The organism is Asticcacaulis sp. AC460, from assembly GCF_000495795.1.
Classification (GTDB): Bacteria; Pseudomonadota; Alphaproteobacteria; order Caulobacterales; family Caulobacteraceae; genus Asticcacaulis.
Map to the genome: position 1 here is coordinate 60,443 of NZ_AWGD01000004.1, position 18,587 is coordinate 79,029.

16 protein-coding genes are annotated in these 18,587 nt (G+C 60.3%); 4 read left to right on the forward strand and 12 right to left on the reverse strand.

Going from position 1 to position 18,587, the window contains the following annotated elements; all coding sequences use genetic code 11:
* The first annotated feature begins 78 nt into the window (after positions 1-78).
* Genes ABAC460_RS27965 through ABAC460_RS27975 form a run of 3 tightly spaced genes read left to right on the forward strand, consistent with a single transcriptional unit; the run spans position 79 to position 2,394 of the window.
* Positions 79-1,281 carry a threonine ammonia-lyase gene (locus ABAC460_RS27965; RefSeq protein WP_023451896.1) on the forward strand — a complete coding sequence of 401 codons (1,203 nt, stop codon included), beginning with the start codon at positions 79-81 and terminating at the stop codon, positions 1,279-1,281.
* Positions 1,262-1,741 (forward strand): FKBP-type peptidyl-prolyl cis-trans isomerase, encoded by a 480-nt coding sequence (locus ABAC460_RS27970; protein ID WP_023451897.1) that lies wholly within the window; start codon positions 1,262-1,264, stop codon positions 1,739-1,741. Before ABAC460_RS27965 ends, ABAC460_RS27970 begins: the two co-directional genes overlap by 20 nt.
* Positions 1,742-1,785: 44 nt before the next feature.
* Complete coding sequence (locus ABAC460_RS27975; protein ID WP_369794069.1) at positions 1,786-2,394, forward strand: FKBP-type peptidyl-prolyl cis-trans isomerase; 609 nt, start codon at positions 1,786-1,788, stop codon at positions 2,392-2,394.
* Here the strand turns inward: ABAC460_RS27975 and ABAC460_RS27980 are convergent.
* The 4 genes from ABAC460_RS27980 to ABAC460_RS49520 all read right to left on the reverse strand — a co-directional run bounded on the left by ABAC460_RS27980 (position 2,360) and on the right by ABAC460_RS49520 (position 7,038).
* Positions 2,360-2,788 carry an SRPBCC family protein gene (locus ABAC460_RS27980; RefSeq protein WP_023451899.1) on the reverse strand — a complete coding sequence of 143 codons (429 nt, stop codon included), beginning with the start codon at positions 2,786-2,788 and terminating at the stop codon, positions 2,360-2,362. The two genes, ABAC460_RS27975 and ABAC460_RS27980, sit on opposite strands and share 35 nt — an antisense overlap.
* Positions 2,789-2,952: 164 nt before the next feature.
* The gene (gene abc-f / locus ABAC460_RS27985; RefSeq protein WP_023451900.1) at positions 2,953-4,581 is read right to left on the reverse strand and encodes a ribosomal protection-like ABC-F family protein; all 1,629 of its coding nucleotides are present in this window, start codon (positions 4,579-4,581) and stop codon (positions 2,953-2,955) included.
* 158 nt (positions 4,582-4,739) lie between these two features.
* The gene (locus tag ABAC460_RS49515) at positions 4,740-6,254 is read right to left on the reverse strand and encodes an ApeA N-terminal domain 1-containing protein (RefSeq protein WP_155914561.1); all 1,515 of its coding nucleotides are present in this window, start codon (positions 6,252-6,254) and stop codon (positions 4,740-4,742) included.
* A 37-nt stretch (positions 6,255-6,291) separates the two neighbouring features.
* Positions 6,292-7,038, reverse strand: a complete 747-nt coding sequence (locus ABAC460_RS49520; protein WP_155914562.1) for a hypothetical protein — start codon at positions 7,036-7,038, stop codon at positions 6,292-6,294.
* A 502-nt stretch (positions 7,039-7,540) separates the two neighbouring features.
* Between ABAC460_RS49520 and ABAC460_RS51010 the strand changes: the two genes are divergently transcribed.
* Positions 7,541-7,675, forward strand: coding sequence for a hypothetical protein (locus tag ABAC460_RS51010; RefSeq protein ID WP_023451902.1), 135 nt, complete (start codon positions 7,541-7,543; stop codon positions 7,673-7,675).
* 217 nt (positions 7,676-7,892) lie between these two features.
* Here ABAC460_RS51010 and ABAC460_RS27990 read toward each other — a convergent pair whose 3' ends face one another.
* From ABAC460_RS27990 to queG, 8 genes are all read right to left on the reverse strand, one after another.
* Entirely contained in the window at positions 7,893-8,915 is a 1,023-nt protein-coding gene (locus ABAC460_RS27990; protein WP_023451903.1) for a nucleotidyltransferase family protein, read from the reverse strand.
* Positions 8,916-9,021: 106 nt separating this feature from the next.
* Positions 9,022-9,972 (reverse strand): alpha/beta hydrolase, encoded by a 951-nt coding sequence (locus ABAC460_RS27995; protein ID WP_031236343.1) that lies wholly within the window; start codon positions 9,970-9,972, stop codon positions 9,022-9,024.
* A gap of 5 nt (positions 9,973-9,977) precedes the next feature.
* Positions 9,978-12,140, reverse strand: a complete 2,163-nt coding sequence (locus ABAC460_RS28000; protein ID WP_023451905.1) for an FdhF/YdeP family oxidoreductase — start codon at positions 12,138-12,140, stop codon at positions 9,978-9,980.
* Positions 12,141-12,322: 182 nt separating this feature from the next.
* Complete coding sequence (locus ABAC460_RS28005; protein WP_023451906.1) at positions 12,323-13,240, reverse strand: alpha/beta hydrolase; 918 nt, start codon at positions 13,238-13,240, stop codon at positions 12,323-12,325.
* A 34-nt stretch (positions 13,241-13,274) separates the two neighbouring features.
* Entirely contained in the window at positions 13,275-14,681 is a 1,407-nt protein-coding gene (locus ABAC460_RS28010; RefSeq protein WP_023451907.1) for a serine hydrolase domain-containing protein, read from the reverse strand.
* Positions 14,682-14,891: 210 nt separating this feature from the next.
* The gene (pgi, locus tag ABAC460_RS28015; RefSeq protein ID WP_023451908.1) at positions 14,892-16,502 is read right to left on the reverse strand and encodes a glucose-6-phosphate isomerase; all 1,611 of its coding nucleotides are present in this window, start codon (positions 16,500-16,502) and stop codon (positions 14,892-14,894) included.
* The gene (locus ABAC460_RS28020) at positions 16,499-17,503 is read right to left on the reverse strand and encodes a glycosyltransferase family 2 protein (protein WP_369794070.1); all 1,005 of its coding nucleotides are present in this window, start codon (positions 17,501-17,503) and stop codon (positions 16,499-16,501) included. The genes pgi and ABAC460_RS28020 overlap by 4 nt, the downstream gene beginning before the upstream one ends.
* Entirely contained in the window at positions 17,463-18,587 is a 1,125-nt protein-coding gene (gene queG / locus ABAC460_RS28025; protein WP_023451910.1) for a tRNA epoxyqueuosine(34) reductase QueG, read from the reverse strand. The genes ABAC460_RS28020 and queG overlap by 41 nt, the downstream gene beginning before the upstream one ends.

Consider the following 18,587-nt stretch of genomic DNA (forward strand, 5'->3'; position numbering starts at 1 on the left):
GAAGCGGTGGAGGGGTATCTTCCTTTCTTCCTTACAACCATTGGACTTTCCCGCCTCAACACGTTATGGCCCAGCCCCATGAGCGTTACATTCCAGGACATCGAAGCGGCGGCAAAACGGCTGGAAGGCCATATCGTCCGGACTCCGTGCACCTTCTCGCAGCGGCTGTCGGCCTCCACCCACCGCAAGATCTGGGTCAAGTCCGAAAACCAGCAATATACCTCGGCCTTCAAGGAACGCGGCGCGCTCAACAAGCTCCTCACCCTCTCCGATTCAGAACGCGCCCGCGGCGTCTTCGCGGCCTCAGCCGGTAACCACGGCCAGGGCCTGGCCTACCATGCCCAGCGCCTCGGTATTCCCGCGACCATCGTCATGCCGGTCGGCACCCCCTTCGTGAAGGTCCAGAAGACCCAGAGCTTCGGCGCAAATGTCGTCATCGAAGGCAAGAGCTACGACGAAGCCTCCGCCACCGCCCAGACCCTGTGCGAAGAGCGCCAGGGCGTCTACGTCCACCCGTTCAACGACCGGGACGTCATCATCGGCCAGGGCACGATCGCCATCGAGATGCTGCAACAGGCGCCGGAACTCGACACCCTTCTGGTGCCGATCGGCGGCGGCGGCCTGATCGCCGGCGTCGCCATCGCCGCCAAGGCCATCAAACCCTGGATCAAGGTCATCGGCGTCGAAGCCGCCATGTTCCCGTCCTTCACCGCCCGCCGCCGCGGCATGCCGGTCCCCATGGGCGGATCGACCATTGCCGAAGGCATCGCGGTGAAAGAAGTCGGCGACCTCAGCTTCGAACTGGCCAATCCGCATGTCGACGACGTCGTGGTCATCGACGAAGCCGACTTCGAACGCGGCATCGCGGCCTACGCCAATGTCGAGAAAACCGTGGCCGAAGGGGCTGGCGCCGCCGGCCTGGGCGCCATCATGCGCTTCCCGGAACGCTTCAAGGACCAGAACGTAGGTACCATCCTGTGCGGCGGCAATATCGACCTGCGCCTGCTGGCCTCCGTGCTGCAAAGAGAGCTGGTCCGCGAAAAACGACTTGTCACCTATCGCATCCTGGGCGACGATCGCCCCGGCATGTTGTCGCTGATGGCGGACACCATCGCCGCCAAGGGGGGCAATATCGTCGACGTGGCGCACAACCGCCTGGTCCTCGATGTGCCGGCCAAGGGGGCGGAGTTCGACATCATGGTCGAAACCCAGGACGCACGCCACGCCTTTGAAATTTCAGAAGCCTTGAGGAGCACGGGCTATGCCCTACGTATGGATTAAAGCCGCCGCCATCGCCCTGGCCCTGTCGGCCGGCGCCGTTCACGCCGCCACCCCGGCCGAAGACAACCTGAAGATCGGCCAGGACTACCTGGCCGGCGTCGCCAAAACACCCGGCGTCGTCGTCCTGCCCTCGGGCGTCATGTACCGCGTGATTTCGTCGTCCCCCAAGCCCGGCGCCCAACCGACCGTGGCCGACAACGTCACCATCCATTACGAAGGCCGCCTGATCAACGGCAACGTCTTCGACTCGTCGTTCGAGCGCGGCCAACCGGCCAACTTCCCGCTGAGCCGCCTGATCCCTGCCTGGAAGGAAGCCATCCCCAAGATGCATGTCGGCGACGAGATCCTGCTCTACACTCCGGCCAGCCAGGCCTATGGCGAGCGTGACCTGAGCCCCGACATCCCGCCCAACTCGACCCTGATCTTCCGCGTTCGCCTGTACGGCATCGGCGCGCAGTAAAAGGCACCACAGCCGGAATTCGCAAACGCCCTCCTCTCCACGAAGTGGGGAGGGGGACCGCGAAGCGGTGGAGGGGTATCTTACTTTCTTTCACTGCCGGCCAGCTCAAATCACCCTCAAAGGTACCCTCCATGCGCCTTCTCATCGCCGGCACACTGGCCATCCTGACCACCCTGACGGCGTGCAGCCGCGACGACGCCTCGCTGGAACAGGAACTGGCCGCCTATCAGGCGTCCCAGGACGCCGAAGCCGCGCTCAATCTGAAGGCCGGCCAGGAGTTCCTGGCCAAAACCGCCAAGGAACCGGGCGTCGTCACCCTGCCGTCAGGCCTGATGTACAAGGTCCTCTCCAGCCCCAACCCCAACGCGCCCAAGCCGAAGGACACCGACGCCGTCCTGGTCAATTACGAAGGCCAGCTGGTCGACGGCCGCATCTTCGACTCGTCGTTCAAGCGCGGCCAGCCGGCCAGCTTCGCTTTGAACCAGGTCGTCCCGGCCTGGCGGATGGGCATTCCGCTGATGCATAAGGGCGACAGCTATATGCTGTATGTCCCGGCGGAGCTGGGCTATGGCGAACGCGCCATGGGTGACCAAATTCCCGCCAACAGCGTCCTGGTCTTCAAGGTTGAGCTTCTGGATATCCAGGGGAAATAGCCCCACCCTCGACAATCCCCTTCAACGTCTCCAGATCGGCGCGGATCGTCTCCCGGTCGGCTTCGAAGGTCGCGTCATCCATCTCCGGCGTCCGGTAAAAGGTAAAGACGACCTCGCTGCCGGCCTGGTTGGGGATGACGCGCAACCCGATATAGGTCTCTTCGCCAGTCGGCGGCACGACCCAGTGATCCAGTATGCCGAAATGATTATGCGGCGTGAAACGCACCTGCACCGGCCCGTTGGGCGTATGAGCGATCCACTTGCCCTTGGCCTGAACCAGGGTCTTGGCCAACCCGCTGGCCCATTTCATAAAGGCTTCGGGTTGCCAGGCGAAGTCATAGACGACTTCGGGCGGCCGGTTGATACTGATGCTGAGGGTGTGCTGAGGCAACATGGCGATCAGGTAAATTCAAACCGCATAAATTTTCAGCGCGGAAAGCGCGCTCCGGTCCGCCCTTCCTTCTCCCGCCCCGTTTCCGGGGAGGGGGGACCGCGAAGCGGTGGAGGGGTATTACGTAAGATGCCGATCCCACCGAACTCACCGGATCTTCACCGCCCCTACCCGCCCGGATGCAGCCCCGGCGCTTCTTGCCCGGTCCGCTCGACATACTCCGTATACCCACCACCGTACACATGCACCCCGTCCGGCGTCAGCTCCAACACCCGGTTCGACAAAGCCCCGAGGAAATGCCGGTCGTGCGACACGAACAACATGGTGCCCTCGAAATCCGCCAAAGCCGCCACCAGCATCTCCTTGGTCGCCATATCCAGGTGGTTGGTCGGCTCATCCAAAACTAACAGGTTGGGCGGATCGAACAACATCTTGGCCATGACCAAGCGCGCTTTTTCACCACCCGACAACACCCGGCACGGCTTCTCGACGTCATCGCCTGAGAACCCGAAACACCCGGCCAGAGTCCGCAAAGCCCCCTGCCCCGCTTGCGGGAACGATCCATCCAGCGACTCGAAAATCGTCTCCTCGCCGTCCAGCAAATCCATCGAATGCTGGGCGAAATAGCCCATCTTGACGCTGGCCCCGACGCTCACCGTCCCCTTGTCGGCCGCCGTCGCCCCAGCCACCAGCTTCAGCAGGGTCGACTTGCCGGCGCCATTGGCGCCCAAAACACACCACCGCTCCTTGCGCCGCACCTGGAAATCCAAGCCGGCATAGATCGACTGACTGCCATAGCTCTTATGCACGCCCCGCAAATTCAGCACATCATCGCCCGACCGCGGCGGTGAGCGGAACTCGAATTGCACCGACTGCCGCCGGCGCGGCGCCTCGACCCGTTCGATCTTGTCGAGCTTCTTCACCCGGCTCTGCACCTGGGCGGCATGCGAAGCCCGCGCCTTGAACCGCTCGATGAACTTGATTTCCTTGGCCAGCATCGCCTGCTGGCGCTCGAACTGCGCCTGGCGCTGCTTCTCGCTGAGCGCCCGCTGCTGCTCATAAAAATCGAGATCGCCCGAATAGGTGATCAACGACCCGCCGTCGATCTCCACCACCTTGCCGATGATGCGATTCATGAAGGCTCGGTCGTGCGACGTCATCAACAACGCGCCGTCATAATCCTTGAGAAACGCCTCCAGCCAGATCAGGCTTTCCAGATCCAGGTGGTTGCTGGGTTCGTCCAGCAACATGCCGTCGGGCCGCATCAACAGAATACGGGCCAAAGCCACACGCATCTTCCACCCGCCGGACAACAACCCGACATCGCCGTCCATGCGTTCCTGGCTGAAGCTCAACCCGGCCAAAACCTCGCGCGCCCGCGCTTCCAACGCATAGCCGTCCAGCTCCTCGAACCGCTCCTGCACCTCGCCATAGCGCTCGATAATGGCGTCCATCTCGTCGGCCTGGTCCGGATCGACCATGGCGGCCTCCAGCTTCGCCATCTCGCTGGCCAAAGCGCTGACCGGCCCGACCCCATCCATCACCGCGGCGACTGCACTCTGGCCGGACATCTCGCCGACATCCTGGCTGAAATAGCCAATGGTCATCCCGGCATCGATGGCAACCTGGCCGTCATCGGGCAGTTCCTGGCCGGTGATCATCCGAAACAGCGTGGTCTTGCCGGCGCCATTTGGCCCGACCAGGCCGACTTTTTCGCCTTTCAGGACGCCCATGGACGCGTCGATAAACAGGATCTGGTGGCCGTTCTGCTTGCTGATATTGTCGAGACGGATCATGCGGTACGTAACTGACTGAAAAGGGGAGGAGGTCCGCCTGACGCGGCGTTGCGCAGGCCTGTACAGGAGCGAGACCGCTTAGGGAAGAGTGGGACTGATCTGCAAAGGCCGTCAATCACATCGAAAGCGGCCAGATTGCCCCTTCTTATTCTCCGCCGCTAGGGGTTAGGCTTCTTTGCCAGTTTGACGGCCTCTTTGTGCGCCGCGACTTCCTTTTGCAGGAGCTTCAGACAATCGGCGTATTCATAAACGTATGAAGAGAATGGATGATTCCCGCCGCGATAGGTCCGCAGCCAGTAATCCCAAATTAAGCCGCCTCGCATCAGTTCAGGTAGCGCGTAACAAAACTCCAGCGTTCTAACGAGGAAGGATAGAAGTTGGGTATTCTCCAGGTACTTAAATTCACTCTTGCCGCCATGGACAAAATAATTTCGGCAATTAATCGCGCGGTCAATGACGTACTCTATTTCGTCAAGGACGCCTGCTGATTGCGATATCAAATCCTTGGCCCAGACTTTCACCTTCTCCTTTAATTTCGACGCCCCGAGCTTTGAAAGCTCGACCAATATCGTCTTTTGAAACGACGATTCGGGCAGCGCCTCGAATATCGTAGTACAAGCCTTAACGGCTTCGACAACACATTCCGGCAACTCAACTTTTTTGGGAAAATGACGATCCGGTATCAAGTCGAACAAGTTGGCCGCCGCGATTACGCGATCGATACTGTAGTAGTTTTCCTTCCGAAATGAATTTTGAAAACGCCCCCTGGCATCGCCCATCTCAGATTGGGTTGCGAACCAGTGCTTGATGATGCTTGCCAAAATCTCCGGCTTTTTCAGCCCGTCGATCATGACATCGTGAGGGCTAACGTGACGGTCGCGCCCAAACTTGCGAACTTTCCTTTTGAAGCTGGGATAAACCCGCAAATATGTTGGTGGCTCGTCCGTGGTGCCAATGTAAAGTTTTTTCTCGACCTGGGATCGACCGATAATGATCTCCAGAAGAGACGTAAGGATGCCAACCTTTTCCCAGGTATCAAAAAAAGCTGCAGGCTGCGCAAACGCCAGCCTAAAGTATAGGCGTTTTGACATGGATGTATGGAATTGCCCCATGAAGGAATGCAAACCGTGTGTAACCCGCAGCGTTCCAAACTCTAAATCACAGCGAAAAAGTTCGTGCCTGCCCGTGTAGTAAAGAATTTGTGGATGCTCCCCAACGGGTATCTCGCGGTTATACTTAGAAGCAGTGTCCGCAACCAAATCTCCAATATACTTCTCCGGAACATCGCTGCTTCCATAGGCATCAAAATCGTAAAAAACGTTGTGAAGCTCCTCAAGACGCCAACAGATTTCAACGACTTTTTGCTCCACCTCATCTAGGTGATGCCGCCCCACCAAAACGTAATGCGGGTAAATATCTGAAAAATAACTTCTTCCTGCTGGTGAGGAATGAGTACCTGGTATTGGGGGTATCAGGCAGTTAATTAGGGACACATGGCTCCCACCTCTCAGAATCCCTAAGACACTGTTATGATCCATGTCACGGCCCAAAAAGAATTCTGGGCTATGCGCATAAAGATTCGACTTTCCGTCAGCTATTGTTAGGTCGCCGGCTACGACGTATTCGCCTATTTTAAATTCCCCAGGTAAGATTTTCCCTTTCTCTATTTTCACTCTTGGCTCCCCCAAAAATTCTCTCTGTCCAACTTGATCACCCGTCAATCGAACTAATCGAGGTGATTTTATCGGCTAGAACTTCGCCACTATGCGAGATAATCACCACTGAAATTTTGGCTGATTCCGTCATCATTCTCGGTACGTAAGGTTTAGCACGAAGCAAAGCGGCAAAGCCTGTCAGATAGTATTCATTGTAATAGCGCCTTAACCGGATAAAGGCCCGCGATCCAAGGCAAACAGTGTCCAATTTTCGGAGCAAATGGGTGCCGTCCCCCAACGTTCCAGCACTATGCTCAAACCGTATGTTCCAAAGGGTGTAATTGTCAGAGTGAAGTCGAACATCTGCCGAAATCGCCTCATGTAGGGACGCAGGAGTAAAATCAATCCGCAAATCTAATCCGTCATCGGGCCATGTTCCGGTCGTAAGTTTAAGTCGCCCCTCTGGGTCGCCCACCGATCCTTCAACATATATAGGCGCAGCGTTATTAGGATCATGGCCGCTTGTCCAAAGTAGGTAATCGTCCGTCAGATCGTTGAGGCCAACAGTTTCACCTTTTGCCAACATTGTTTTGCGAGCGCCTTTCATGACGGCGCCGACATTTGTTACGGATGCTGTCGCCGTTGGGGTGTCGTCCCTCCCTCCCGCCATCCGATGCAATGTGGACGCGGCTAGATTCCAATCCTTGGCTAGGGCGTTGGTCGTGCGGCCGCAACGCTCAATCAAAGCCTTTAGTTTTTGACAGTCGATCACGACTTCATGGGCGCGGGGCGGTTTGCTCATTGCCTGGTTATTTCACGAAAATATCACGAAGGACGACGAACGCGCGGCGCGTGCCACCATGCAGACCTTAATCCGGTTCGCGTGAGGAGCATCAAAATAATTAGTGTGCGTCTTGAAAATCGCCTCGTTGGCACCTAGCTACGTTTTATTCGCTGACAGTGTTGAACTGAAGGTGGATTTTCACACGCACGGGGGCGGGTAGGCTTTTCCCTCTCCCCGTCGGTGGCAAATTGGACCGAGTCCAATTTAAAGCTGACGAAAATGACCTTTATGTAGCTTACCGCAACAATACGAAAGTACTTGGAAAGACTGCCTCCTGCAATTGGAGGGTAATATTCTCTGCAATAGAGAACAGTCAAAAGGCCAATCTAAGTGCGTCGTCTTATCTGAACACCACCACGGTTCCCGTGTTGTTGGAATGATTTGGCACGCCTTAGATTCAAAATCTAAAAGCACCAATTGTCCTCAACGCGAGTTCCGTCTAACACTCGCAGAGGAACAAATGAAAAAGCTAGTCTGGCCTTTTATCACCATCTCCCCCCGCATGTTTCGTGTGCTCCGTCGCGCTGGCATTATCGTCAGCTTGGCCGCAGCGGCGATCACCATTTTGACGCACATCGTTCATTGGCTGCGCTGACGACGTATGACACCTTATGCCTATACAGAAAGGTCTGAGAAGAAAGGGGTGAGAGAAAAGGGGGGCATAAAGGGGTCAGAGTCGATATCGGCAGGCCCGTAAGCCGTTGGGCAGAACAGGTTTGACCAGAATATCCGGCGCTCCGTCAGAAACAAAAGGGGTCAGAGTCGTTAACAGCGATTCAGCCCCATACGGTCGCACGGCTCTCCCACCTCAACTACCCCAAATCCCGCAAAATCTCCGCCGTACGCGGCATGCGCGCCAGACTGGCCTCGATCCGCTCACGCCACCTCGGACCACGCGACAGGGCATCCTGGTAAGCCTCCCGAAGATCATCCGGACGATCTTCCGCCAAAATCTCGGTCAGAAACGCGGCCTGGCCCCGGTCCTTGCGCGCCTTGGCCTGGTCCGGACCACCCTTACGACGATCGGCGACGATGAGTTTGTGGATGGCAAAGCGCTCCGGCCGCGGTATCTGCACCAACACCCCCGACCGGTAGAGCGCTACGGCATGAATAGGTTCGGCAATCAGGAAATTCAGGTAATTCAGCGCCTGAGCGCTCACCCCCAGAGCAGGCAGCGGCTTGACCCGCTCCTCGCCGAACGCCGGCGTCAGAAATTCGACCATGGCCTCGCCTTTGGACTGCCGCCAACGCCAGACCTGGCTCTTGTCCTGGCTGGGCACGGGATCGAACTTCATCTTCTGTAAAATCTCATCGGGCGTATCCTCGACGCGATCCCCCAAAGCGACCGACAGGCGCTCGAAACTCGCAAAATCGATATCCCCCGTCTGCGCCAGTTCCTGCGAGTCGAAACGCACGCCCAACTCCGCGGAATAGAACCCATAGGCGCCCGTCCCGACCAGGGTCCCACCAAGCCTGAAAACGCCCGCACGGGCGAAGGCCAGCAACAACGATCCTGTGTCGCGGTCCGTCCCAACCAAGCCCTCCGCCCGTAACACACGGGTCAGCCGCGCCATCGTCGCTCGGCGCGCCTCAGCATCCGCCTTAAGAGCGGCGGCATCGGCAAGACGCGCGCGCAGCTCAGGCGTGCCCTCTCCCAGATAACGGCTCTTCATCTCCGTACCCACGCGGAACTTGTCGTAAAGGTAGGTGCGCCCTCCACGATGGCGCTCTTCGATGCTGCCGACAACCCCGGAAGCCATCTCATCGAGGTGCAAGCGCAACAGATCCTGATACGCGACCTGCGCACTGCGCGAATGGGAAACCAGTCCGGCCATAGTGGATCAATATTCCTGTGTGCAGCGATTATGTTTTTGCTGCACACATTTTTCAAGTGTGCATCAAAATTTTATTTGATGCACACAAAAAATTCCTGTCCCGCCCCTACTTCCCCCGTGGACTGAGCCACCCCTCCGACGTCATCCAGTCGATGATCGCCCGCTGCCACTCATCCCGCGGCAACAGCGGAAAGCCATGCTCGCCTTTTGCGAACAATCGCGCCTCCACGGGCACGCCGGCATGTCGCAGCGCCTGGTAATAGACGATGGCGTTGTCGACATCGACCAGAGTGTCGTCGGCCGCATGAAGGATCAGGGCCGGCGGCGTCTGGGCCGTGACCTGTGTTTCGTTCGAAAATTCCGCGACCTTTTCCGGCGACGGCGACAACCCCAGAAGCCCTTCGCGCGACCCCATGTGCGTGATCTTCGGGTCCATGCTGATCACCGGATAGACCAAAACCTGGAAGTCGGGACGCAGACTGACCGCGTCCGGATTGGCGACATAGGCCGTGTCGAAATGCGTCGCCAGCGTGGCGGCCAGATGCCCGCCTGCCGAAAAGCCGACAACACCGACACGGGCCGGATCGAGGTTCCATTCGGCGGCGTGTTGCCGGACAAACCGCAGCCCGGCTTGCGCATCCTGGATCGGCCCGATCGACGGGTCCGGCATGGTCGCAGCACTCGGGAGCCGGTACTTCAGCACGATCGCCGCGACACCGTGATCGACGAAGTATTTGGCCTGTTCGACGCCTTCATATTCAAACGTCAGGCCGGCATAGCCGCCGCCCGGAATGATCAGCACGCTCGCGCCGGTGGCCTTCGCCCTGGCCGGTAGGTAGACCTGCAACATCGGCCGCGACACCTGCTGCACCCATCCCGTACCCGTCCCTTTTTCGGTGTCCGGCCCCGGCTTGGAATTGGGTATGGCGCCGTCGCCATACAAAGCGAAGCTTTGCATATTGGCCGGGAACATCGCGTCGCGATCCGGCTCGGCCGCCACCGCCGGCAGGGCAAACAGCATCGCCGCAACCATCGCACCCGCAAACCTCAGTCCCATAGCTTTCATCCCTTGAAAATCCTCACCGGTGTCGCCTTGAACGCCGGCGTCTTGCTGCGCGGATCGACCGCCGTCCCGACCAGCACATTGGCTTCCGGATAATAGGCCATCACCGAGCCCTTCGCGATATCGAAGGCCCGCACCGTAACCGCCTCCATCCGTCCGTGATCGGACTCCACCGTCACCACGTCGCCGTCCGCCAATCCCCGCTGCGCCAGATCGTCGGCGTTCAGCATCACGCTCATTCGGTCGATCCCGCCGCGATAGCTGTCCTTGTACTCATAGATGATGGTGTTGAACTGCCCTTCCGACCGCACCGTGGTCAGCAGCAAGGGCGCCTCCTCCACCGCGGGCAGCGGTCGCACCACAAACCGCGCCTTGCCGTCCGCTGTATTGAACACCGGCGTGTGCAGCAACCGCCCGCGGACATGGAACTCCTGTCGCGCCACATCGATATCGGCCAAGGCCTCCATCCCCGGCACGATCCGCGCAATCGTCTCACGCACCGTCCGGTGCTGTTTGAACGCCGCAAAATCCACGGCTGACCCCGGCATGAGCCGCTGCGCCAGGTCGCACAGGATATCGCTTTCCGGCCGCACCCCATCCAACCGCCGGATTCCGCCGTCCGATAGCCGCACGAAGTTGAACATCGACTCCTGCGTCGTCGGCTGCCATTCCTCGTCGCGCGCCGTCACCGGCAGTATCAGCACCTCGCCCTCGCCGATGCCGTGGACATGGCCGCGGTTTAACGTCGTGGTCAGGTACAGCTTGAACCCGATCCGTCCCATCGCCTCCAACGCAAAGGCGCTGTCGGGATTGGCCTCATACAGATTGCCACCCATCAGCACGGCGGCATCGATCTCACCGTGCTGCGCCGCCTGCATGCAGGCCATGGTATCCATCCCCCCGCCCTTTGGCAGCACGATGCCGAACGCGCTTTCCATCCGCTCCAGCACCTCGCGCGCCAGCACCGGCTTGACCCCGATCGTGCCGATGCCCTGGACATTGGAGTGCCCCCTTAGCGGCAGCATCCCCGCCCCGGGCCGGCCGATCTGCCCGCGCAGCAATGCCAGATTGGCGATGTATTCGACATTGTCGCAGCCATTGAGGTGATGCGTGATCCCCATCCCCCAGGCAAACACCGCCGACCCGGCCTGGGCATACAGCCCCGCCACCCGTTCCAGTTCCGCCCGCGCCAGACCCGTCCGGCTTTCAATCTCCTCCCACGGCGTCGCCTCGATATCGGCCAGGAACTCGCCGAACCCCGTCGTATGGGCGGCGATGAAGGCACCATCGGCCGCCACCAGAACCGCCTTGGCCAGTCCTTTCAGCACCGCCAGATCCGAACCGATACGCGGCTGCAAATAGTCCGAAGCGATCCAGTCGCCCCCGGTCACCATCGACTTCAAATTCTTGGGCAGGGCAAACCGCACCAACCCGGCTTCCTTCGCCGGATTGATGATCACCACCTGGCCGCCGCGGTCGCGAATCCCTTTCAGCTTATGGATAAAGCGCGGGTGGTTCGACGCCGGATTGGCGCCGATAACGAAGATGAAATCGCAGCGGTCGAGATCGTCCAGCTCAACGGTCGAAGTGCCTGTGCCGATCGTGGTCCCCAGCCCGACCCCCGTCGCCTGATGGCAGTAGTAGGAGCAGTTGTTGACATTGTTGGTGCCCCACGCCCGCGCCAGCAGTTGCAAGATAAACCCGGCCTCGTTCGACGACCGCCCGGAGCTGTAGAAGAAGCTCCGATCCGGCGCGGTGGCCCGCATCCGCGCCCCGGCCAGATCCAGAGCCGCGTCCCAACCGATGACCTCGAACCGATCAGCCCCGGCAGGCTTGTACAGCGGTGTAGCCAACCGCCCGAGATGCTCCAGCTCATGCCCGTCCAGCTCACGCAGGTCGCTCAACGGATGGGTCAGCACCTCGATAGGGATTCCGGGCTGGATATCGGTCGACTGGGCCTGGATCGACTTGTTGCACACGGACGGGAAGTCGCCATGCTCATTGGTCATGCCGCCCTTTTGCCCGCCCATACCCAACCCGCACGCCTTGCAGGTGTTCTTGGCGGTGAGCGCCTTGGCGGTGGAATTCAGGCCGATTTTCGTCGCCGTCTGAAGGGCATAGAGCACCTTCTTGGGGCCACCACCGACCACGGGTCTGGACATGAGCTTTCCTCTTTTGCCCAAACTACAGCAACTCAGCCTCCCAAACCAGAGTCACGCATTACTTCTCCCCCCCCACATGTGCGGGACTACCGCATATGGGAGTTCCAAGCTCCCTCCTCCCTACGAAGTGGGGAGGGGGACCCCGAAGGGGTGGAGGGGTATCTTACGGACAGTGGGAAATCTCACGGCCCCACAATCCCGACCACCGTATTCTCGACTTCCAGCTCCTGCGACCGCCCTGGCGTCACCATTTCGAAATGTCCACTGCTGCTCTGGTCGATGATCGTAACCATATCCCCCTTCGCCACAGCCATATCGCGATACCGCGCCGCAGGCCCCGGCGTCAGAAAGGTCGCCGACACCAGATACTGCGGCACCCCCAACGGCAAAAGCTCACTGGGCGACGCCTGACGAAAGCGATCCGGCACAGCCTCAGGCGTCCCGCCCAACAACCGCTCAGCCGCATTGTTGCACAACCCGCTGTAACCCAGGCTCGGGCGCAACTCACCGGGACCATCCAAAGCCACCACAGCCTTCACCGGCAAAGGATCCACCGCCGCCAACTCACTCCCCGCAGCAATCCGCTTCCGCGCCGCCAGCCACAGCGCCCCATGAGCGCCGGCGGAATGCCCGACCAGCACCACCCGGCTCAAATCCAGCGGATAGGTCGCCGCCAGGGTCCGGACATAGTCCGTCGCCGCGCTCCAGTCATGGAAGGTACCCGGATAACCACCGCCGGCATCACCGATGGCGCGATATTCGATGTTCCAGGTCGCAATCCCCCGCTTGGTCAAGGCATCGGCCAACGAAGCACTGGAAACCAATGTCCCGACACCCGACGTCCAGCACCCGCCATGCACGACTACGGCGACCGGATAAGGCCCGGGACCGAAACTGGCCGCCGGGATCCGCAAATCCCCGAACTGCAGGCCGTCCGCACCATAGGCGATCCGTGTCGCGCCCGGCGGATTGACATTGGGAATGCCGGCGGGCGGCGTGATGGCCGGAGGCGGCGACGGCGAAGCGGACGAACCACCACCGCCGCCTCCACCGCAGGCCGTCAGCGAAATCACCACTACGAAACAGATCAGGGAGCGCATCATCTCCCTGATACGCCGCAGACCGGCCTGCGGATCAAACCAGGGCCGCCGCCCGCGCCGCCATCAAGGCCTGACCGACCGCCGCCATGGTCTGGGGCGCGGCGTCATTGCCACAGGCGGTGCAAACCACCCCGGCGGCCGCATCGACCAGGATTTCGCCGTACCAAACGGTATTCGACCCGTTATGCCAGATCGCGCCGTCGGGCCGCACAACCCAGCCCAAAGCATAGTCCCCACCGAACGGCGGGGTATGCAGCTTCGTCCATGAGTCCGGCTTCAACAGATCCGTCCGGTCACGATGGGCCGCCAGATAGACCAGCATATCGCCCATCGACATATGCACCCGACCCGCAGGCCCCAAAGCCACGGGATTGTCATTCAATAAACCCGGCCCGACCGGCGCCGGCATACGATTAGCGCCTTGGGCCAGGTGCCCCAAAGGCTGGTCGACCTTACCCGCCGTGCCCGGAGCCCCAAACCCGGCCGAGGTGATCCCCAGCGGCTTGAACACCTGATCCTGGATCAGCGTCTCCCAACTCTTACCGGTCGCGACCTCGATCATGGCGCCGGCAACGATATAGCCGTTATTGCTGTAGGCCGTCTGGCCCGCCAAAGGCCCGACTGGCGCTCCGGCCAAAGCCTCCGCCGCATAGGCCAGCCGCTCAACCCGGGCATCGGCCAACCCGTCCCGCGCATAGGCGTTGAACCGGCTGTCGGGAATATTGGGCTGCAACCCGGCACGATGGCTCAGCAGATGCAGGAAATTGGCGTCCTTATATGCGCCGGCCTTGTCGCCCAGCAACGCCCCAACCGTCGTGTCCCATTTCACGGCGCCGCTTTCGACCAAACGCGCCACCAGGGTAGAGGTCATCGACTTGGTGATCGAGCCCCAGTGCCATTGATCGTCCGGCGTCACCGCAGTCGTCCCACCCGCCATGCGCAACCCGTCAACCAGCTTACCCGAAGACTTGCCCTGCCACGCCGCCCCGATCGCCGGTGTGCCGGCCCCAGCCCGGATCGCCTTCAGGCCTTCCGCCGTCAACGGCTCAACCTTGGCCGAACTTTCCTCAATGACCTCACCGCGATTGAAGTCGAGCGGCATGGGCGCGCCCTGGGTAAAGGTGCCGGTGATATGGTCGGCGTCCTTGAGTTCGCCCTGATACCCGGCGCCGATCGCCTTGAAGCCGACCGTTATCGCCTTGCCGTCGATCTTGACACTGTCGGCGGGAATTTCGGCACTGCCTTGGTCCAGGCTGATCAGCTTGACGGCATTGCCGGTGATAACCAGGCGCAGGCGCAGACTGGCCGACCCTACGGTCAACCGCCCCGTCCAGGTGCCGTCGAACGGCCCCTCAGCCGCATACGCCGAAGTCCCAAACCCCAGGGCTGTGGCCATCCCCGCCAAAACATACTGAATATGCGTACGCCGCGACTGAGCCATGGGGTCCCTCCTCTGTTGCCTCACAGGATGTAGGACCGCCCCCTTCGCGGCACAAGTGAACTTTGTGTAAAGTCGGATATCCGCGAAGGTTTGACTTGCTCCCTCCTCTCCACGATGCCTGCCGGCGAGGCTGGGGAGGTGCCGGCGAAGCCGGCGGAGGGGTATCTTACTGTCCTGTCAACCTTTACCAAAGTTGCAGGACATCTCCCCTTACCCCTTCACCCGCGCGATCAGAGCCGCCGTCGACGGATCATGCTCAGCCGGCACTTCCGCCGCAAAATCCTTCAACACGGCACTGGCCAAGGTCTTGCCAAGTTCCACACCCCACTGATCGAAGCTGTTCAAACCCAACACAATCCCCTCGGCAAACGTCTTATGCTCATACAGCGCCAACAACGCCCCCAGCGTCTCCGGCGTCAGTTCTTCAAGCAGCACCAGGGTCGACGGCTTATTCCCCGGACAGACCTTCTGCGGCGCGATCTGAGCCGTCTTGGCAGCATCAAACCCGAGCGCCTTGCACTCCGCCACGGACGTCTCCAAAGACTTGCCGACCATAAAGGCCTCACCCTGGGCGATCACGTTCGACAGCAACTTCTTCTGCATATCGTCGGACGCCTCGGCATTCTTCTCAACCGCAATCAATTCCAGCGGCACCACGTCTTCCGACTGATGCAGCATCTGGAAGAAGGCGTGCTGAGCATTGGTGCCTTCGTCGCCGAACACCACCGGACAGGTCGCCGTCAGTAACACTTCACCCGTCGGCGAGGTCCGCTTACCGTTCGATTCCATCTCCAGCTGCTGCAGGAAGGCCGCCAACCGGCGCAACCGGTGCACATAGGGAATAACAGCCCGCGACGGCCGGCCCAACCCGATGCGGTTATACAACTGCGCCGCCGCCAACAGGACCGGACCGTTGCGATCGAACGGCGCGGTCAGGAAGTGCTGATCCATCGCATGGGCGCCCTTCAAAAGGCGCTCATAAACGTCGTAACCTAAAGCGATGATCAGCGACAACGACACGGCCGACCACAGCGAATACCGCCCCCCGACCCAATCCTTGAAGCCGAACACGCGATCGGCAGCGATACCATAGGCGCCGGTCTTGTCCGGCGCGGCCGACACAGCGGCCATATGCTTGTTCGCTGCCTCTTCACCCAACCCGGCGACCAGCCAGTCGCGGGCCGTCAGGAAGTTGGCCAGGGTCTCTTGCGTCGTGAAGGTCTTGGACACCGCGATGACCAGGGTCTCGGCCGGATCCAGACCCGCCAAAGCCAAGGCCAGTTCCGAACCGTCGACATTGGCGACGAAGCGGACATCGATCTGCGGCTGCAGCGGGGTCAGCGCCTGGAAGACCAGGCGCGGCCCCAGGTCCGAACCGCCGATACCGATATGGATGATGGTCTTGAACGGCTTACCCGACGAACCCGTGATCGCGCCCGACCGGATACCGTCGGCATAGGCTTTCATGGCATCGCGGGCGGTCTTGACGTCGGACGTGATCTCGGCACCCCGCAAACGCAGGTTCTCGGCATCCGAGTCGCGCAGGGCGACGTGCAGCACCGCGCGGCCTTCGGAGATATTGATCGTCTGGCCGGTCCACATCTTTTCGCGCGCTTCGCTGAGGCCCGACTGCTCGAACACCTCGATGGAGCGGTCGAAACTGGACTTGGTCCAGCTCTGCTTCGACACGTCAATATAGAGGCCGGCGACCTCCAGGCTCATCCGGCTCAGACGTTCGGGATCGTTGCGGAACTGATCGACAATCTTGGCCGTGTCGTCGACAAAGGCCTGGGTCCTCAGGTCGTCCAAAGCGGGGTTCATGGCAGCCTCCGGTGATCCATCGCGCGGGTGGCGATTTTCACCGGGTTCCATGTCAAGCTTTTGGCCAGGCGTAAAGCGGTTATTGTCCGCGCACGCTGAATTTTTTTGCGGCTGCGAAGAATTGGTCCCATGCCGCCCAACGCGTCGAAAATCGCCGTCCAGACAATGCCGGCCTTGCCTTTGAGCGTGTCCTTGATGGCCCCCACCAGCGTAAGACCAACATGCACCGGCAGGCTCAAAACCAGCAACCACAGCGGCATCGACTTCGCATACAGCCACAACCGGTTGCGATAGCCATGATAGAGCGCGAAATCCGACCTGACCGAGGTCGAAGCCGACCCGATATGCGCCACCTTGGCCTCCGGAACGAACACAGTGACCTCGCCGGTCAACCGCGCCCGAAACCCCAGGTCAGCGTCCTCGCAATAACAGAAGAAACGCTCATCGAACCCGCCCAACCGCTCGAACACCTCACGCCGGATCAGCATGGCCGCCCCGCACGGCGCGAAAACCTCCGCCATCTCCATCTGAACAACCGGATGCCCAAACCCCGACCGGTACGGAAACCCAAAAAAGGTCACCGAATCCCCCGCCCCATCCATCACCCCGGGCCGCTCGGCGTCGACCTGCAACGACGTGAAAATACTGACCTGCGGATGCGCGTCGATGGCACGTTGCATTGCCCACAACCAATCGCGGTCGACAAAGGCATCGGGATTGATGAATCCGATCCATTGCGTCGTCGCGGTCGCGGCGGCCTGATTCATACCCTTCGCGAAGCCGAGGTTCTGCGTGTTGCGAATCTGGCGGACCTGCGGAAACTCTTCCGCCAGGGCATCCATGTCGATATCGGTCGAACCATTATCGGCGTGCACAACCTCACATCCCAATCCGCTGAGCGCCTGGAGACACTTTTGCGTGTGAATACCCGAATTGTAGCTCAAGGTGATGAGCGTGACCTCAGTCATACCGGCCCTCCCATTCGCGCTTGACACCGGCATCCGACTCCGATTCGTAATACCGCTCGTATTCCTCCCGGAAAACGTCCTCGCCGGCCTGCCGCAGAGCCCATACAGCGGCACCGCGTACGACCGGGTCAAGATCGGTCAGACCGGTGCGTATAGCCGCCAACACTTCCAGTTTTTGCGATGTTTTAACGGCATTGCCGAGGGCATACTGCACGTTTCTGAGAAGTGTGTTACGTCCGACACGCTTGATCGGAGATTTGCTGAACAATGCCCGGAAAGCGGCATCGTCCAGCCCCGCCAAGTCTGTCAGCAAAAGCTTATCAAATCCTTGCCGCGTCTGGAGTTTGATGTCCGCGGCCGCGCTGGCGAACTTGTTCCACGGACACGCCGCCAGACAATCATCGCAGCCATAGATGCGATTTCCCATTGCATGCCGGAACGATTCAGACCACGCGCCGCGGTATTCGATCGTCAGGTAGGACAGACACTTCCGGGCATCCAGTTGGTAGGGCCCGACAAACGCCTCGGTCGGACAGGCGCTCAGACAGGCCGAACACGACCCGCAATGGTCGCGCTCGGACACCCCATTTTCGAACACGCGATCGAAGAGGATAACGCCCAGAAAGAACCACGACCCCAGCTCACGCGACACCAGGTTGGTATGCTTGCCCTGCCAGCCCAGCCCCGCCAACTGCGCCAAAGGCTTCTCCATCAGCGGCGCCGTATCGACGAACACCTTCAGCTCACAACCGGTCTGAGTCACGATCCAGGTCGCCAGTTGTTTGAGCTTCTTCTTGATCAGGTCGTGATAATCATCACCGCGGGCATAGACGCTGATATTGGCAACCTCGGGCTGCTCCAGTAATTCCAGCGGATTGCTGTCGGGGCCGTAATTATAGGCCAAAACCAAGGCCGACAGCGCCCCGGACCACATGTTGCGCGGATGGCGCCGGCGTTCCAGCGTCTCCTCCATCCAGGCCATATCGCCGTGATAGCCGGCCTCGACAAACGCCGTCAGACGGTCGGCGGCATCCCACACCTGCGGCAAGGCGGCAAACCGTGCCGCCGCAAAACCGAGGTTCTGCGCTTCCTGCCGGATGGTATCAGCCAGCTCCAT

Coding starts and splice junctions, on each gene's coding strand:
- ABAC460_RS27990 (WP_023451903.1), bottom strand. CDS start 8,915: ATGGCCGGACTGGTTTCCCATTCGCGCAGTGCGCAGGTCGCGTATCAG.
- ABAC460_RS49520 (WP_155914562.1), bottom strand. CDS start 7,038: ATGAGCAAACCGCCCCGCGCCCATGAAGTCGTGATCGACTGTCAAAAA.
- abc-f (WP_023451900.1), bottom strand. CDS start 4,581: ATGATCCGTCTCGACAATATCAGCAAGCAGAACGGCCACCAGATCCTG.
- pgi (WP_023451908.1), bottom strand. CDS start 16,502: ATGAACCCCGCTTTGGACGACCTGAGGACCCAGGCCTTTGTCGACGAC.
- ABAC460_RS51010 (WP_023451902.1), top strand. CDS start 7,541: ATGAAAAAGCTAGTCTGGCCTTTTATCACCATCTCCCCCCGCATGTTT.
- ABAC460_RS27980 (WP_023451899.1), bottom strand. CDS start 2,788: ATGTTGCCTCAGCACACCCTCAGCATCAGTATCAACCGGCCGCCCGAA.
- ABAC460_RS27970 (WP_023451897.1), top strand. CDS start 1,262: ATGCCCTACGTATGGATTAAAGCCGCCGCCATCGCCCTGGCCCTGTCG.
- ABAC460_RS27965 (WP_023451896.1), top strand. CDS start 79: ATGAGCGTTACATTCCAGGACATCGAAGCGGCGGCAAAACGGCTGGAA.
- ABAC460_RS27995 (WP_031236343.1), bottom strand. CDS start 9,972: ATGGGACTGAGGTTTGCGGGTGCGATGGTTGCGGCGATGCTGTTTGCC.
- queG (WP_023451910.1), bottom strand. CDS start 18,587: ATGGAGCTGGCTGATACCATCCGGCAGGAAGCGCAGAACCTCGGTTTT.
- ABAC460_RS28000 (WP_023451905.1), bottom strand. CDS start 12,140: ATGTCCAGACCCGTGGTCGGTGGTGGCCCCAAGAAGGTGCTCTATGCC.
- ABAC460_RS28010 (WP_023451907.1), bottom strand. CDS start 14,681: ATGGCTCAGTCGCGGCGTACGCATATTCAGTATGTTTTGGCGGGGATG.
- ABAC460_RS28005 (WP_023451906.1), bottom strand. CDS start 13,240: ATGCGCTCCCTGATCTGTTTCGTAGTGGTGATTTCGCTGACGGCCTGC.
- ABAC460_RS28020 (WP_369794070.1), bottom strand. CDS start 17,503: ATGCCGGTGTCAAGCGCGAATGGGAGGGCCGGTATGACTGAGGTCACG.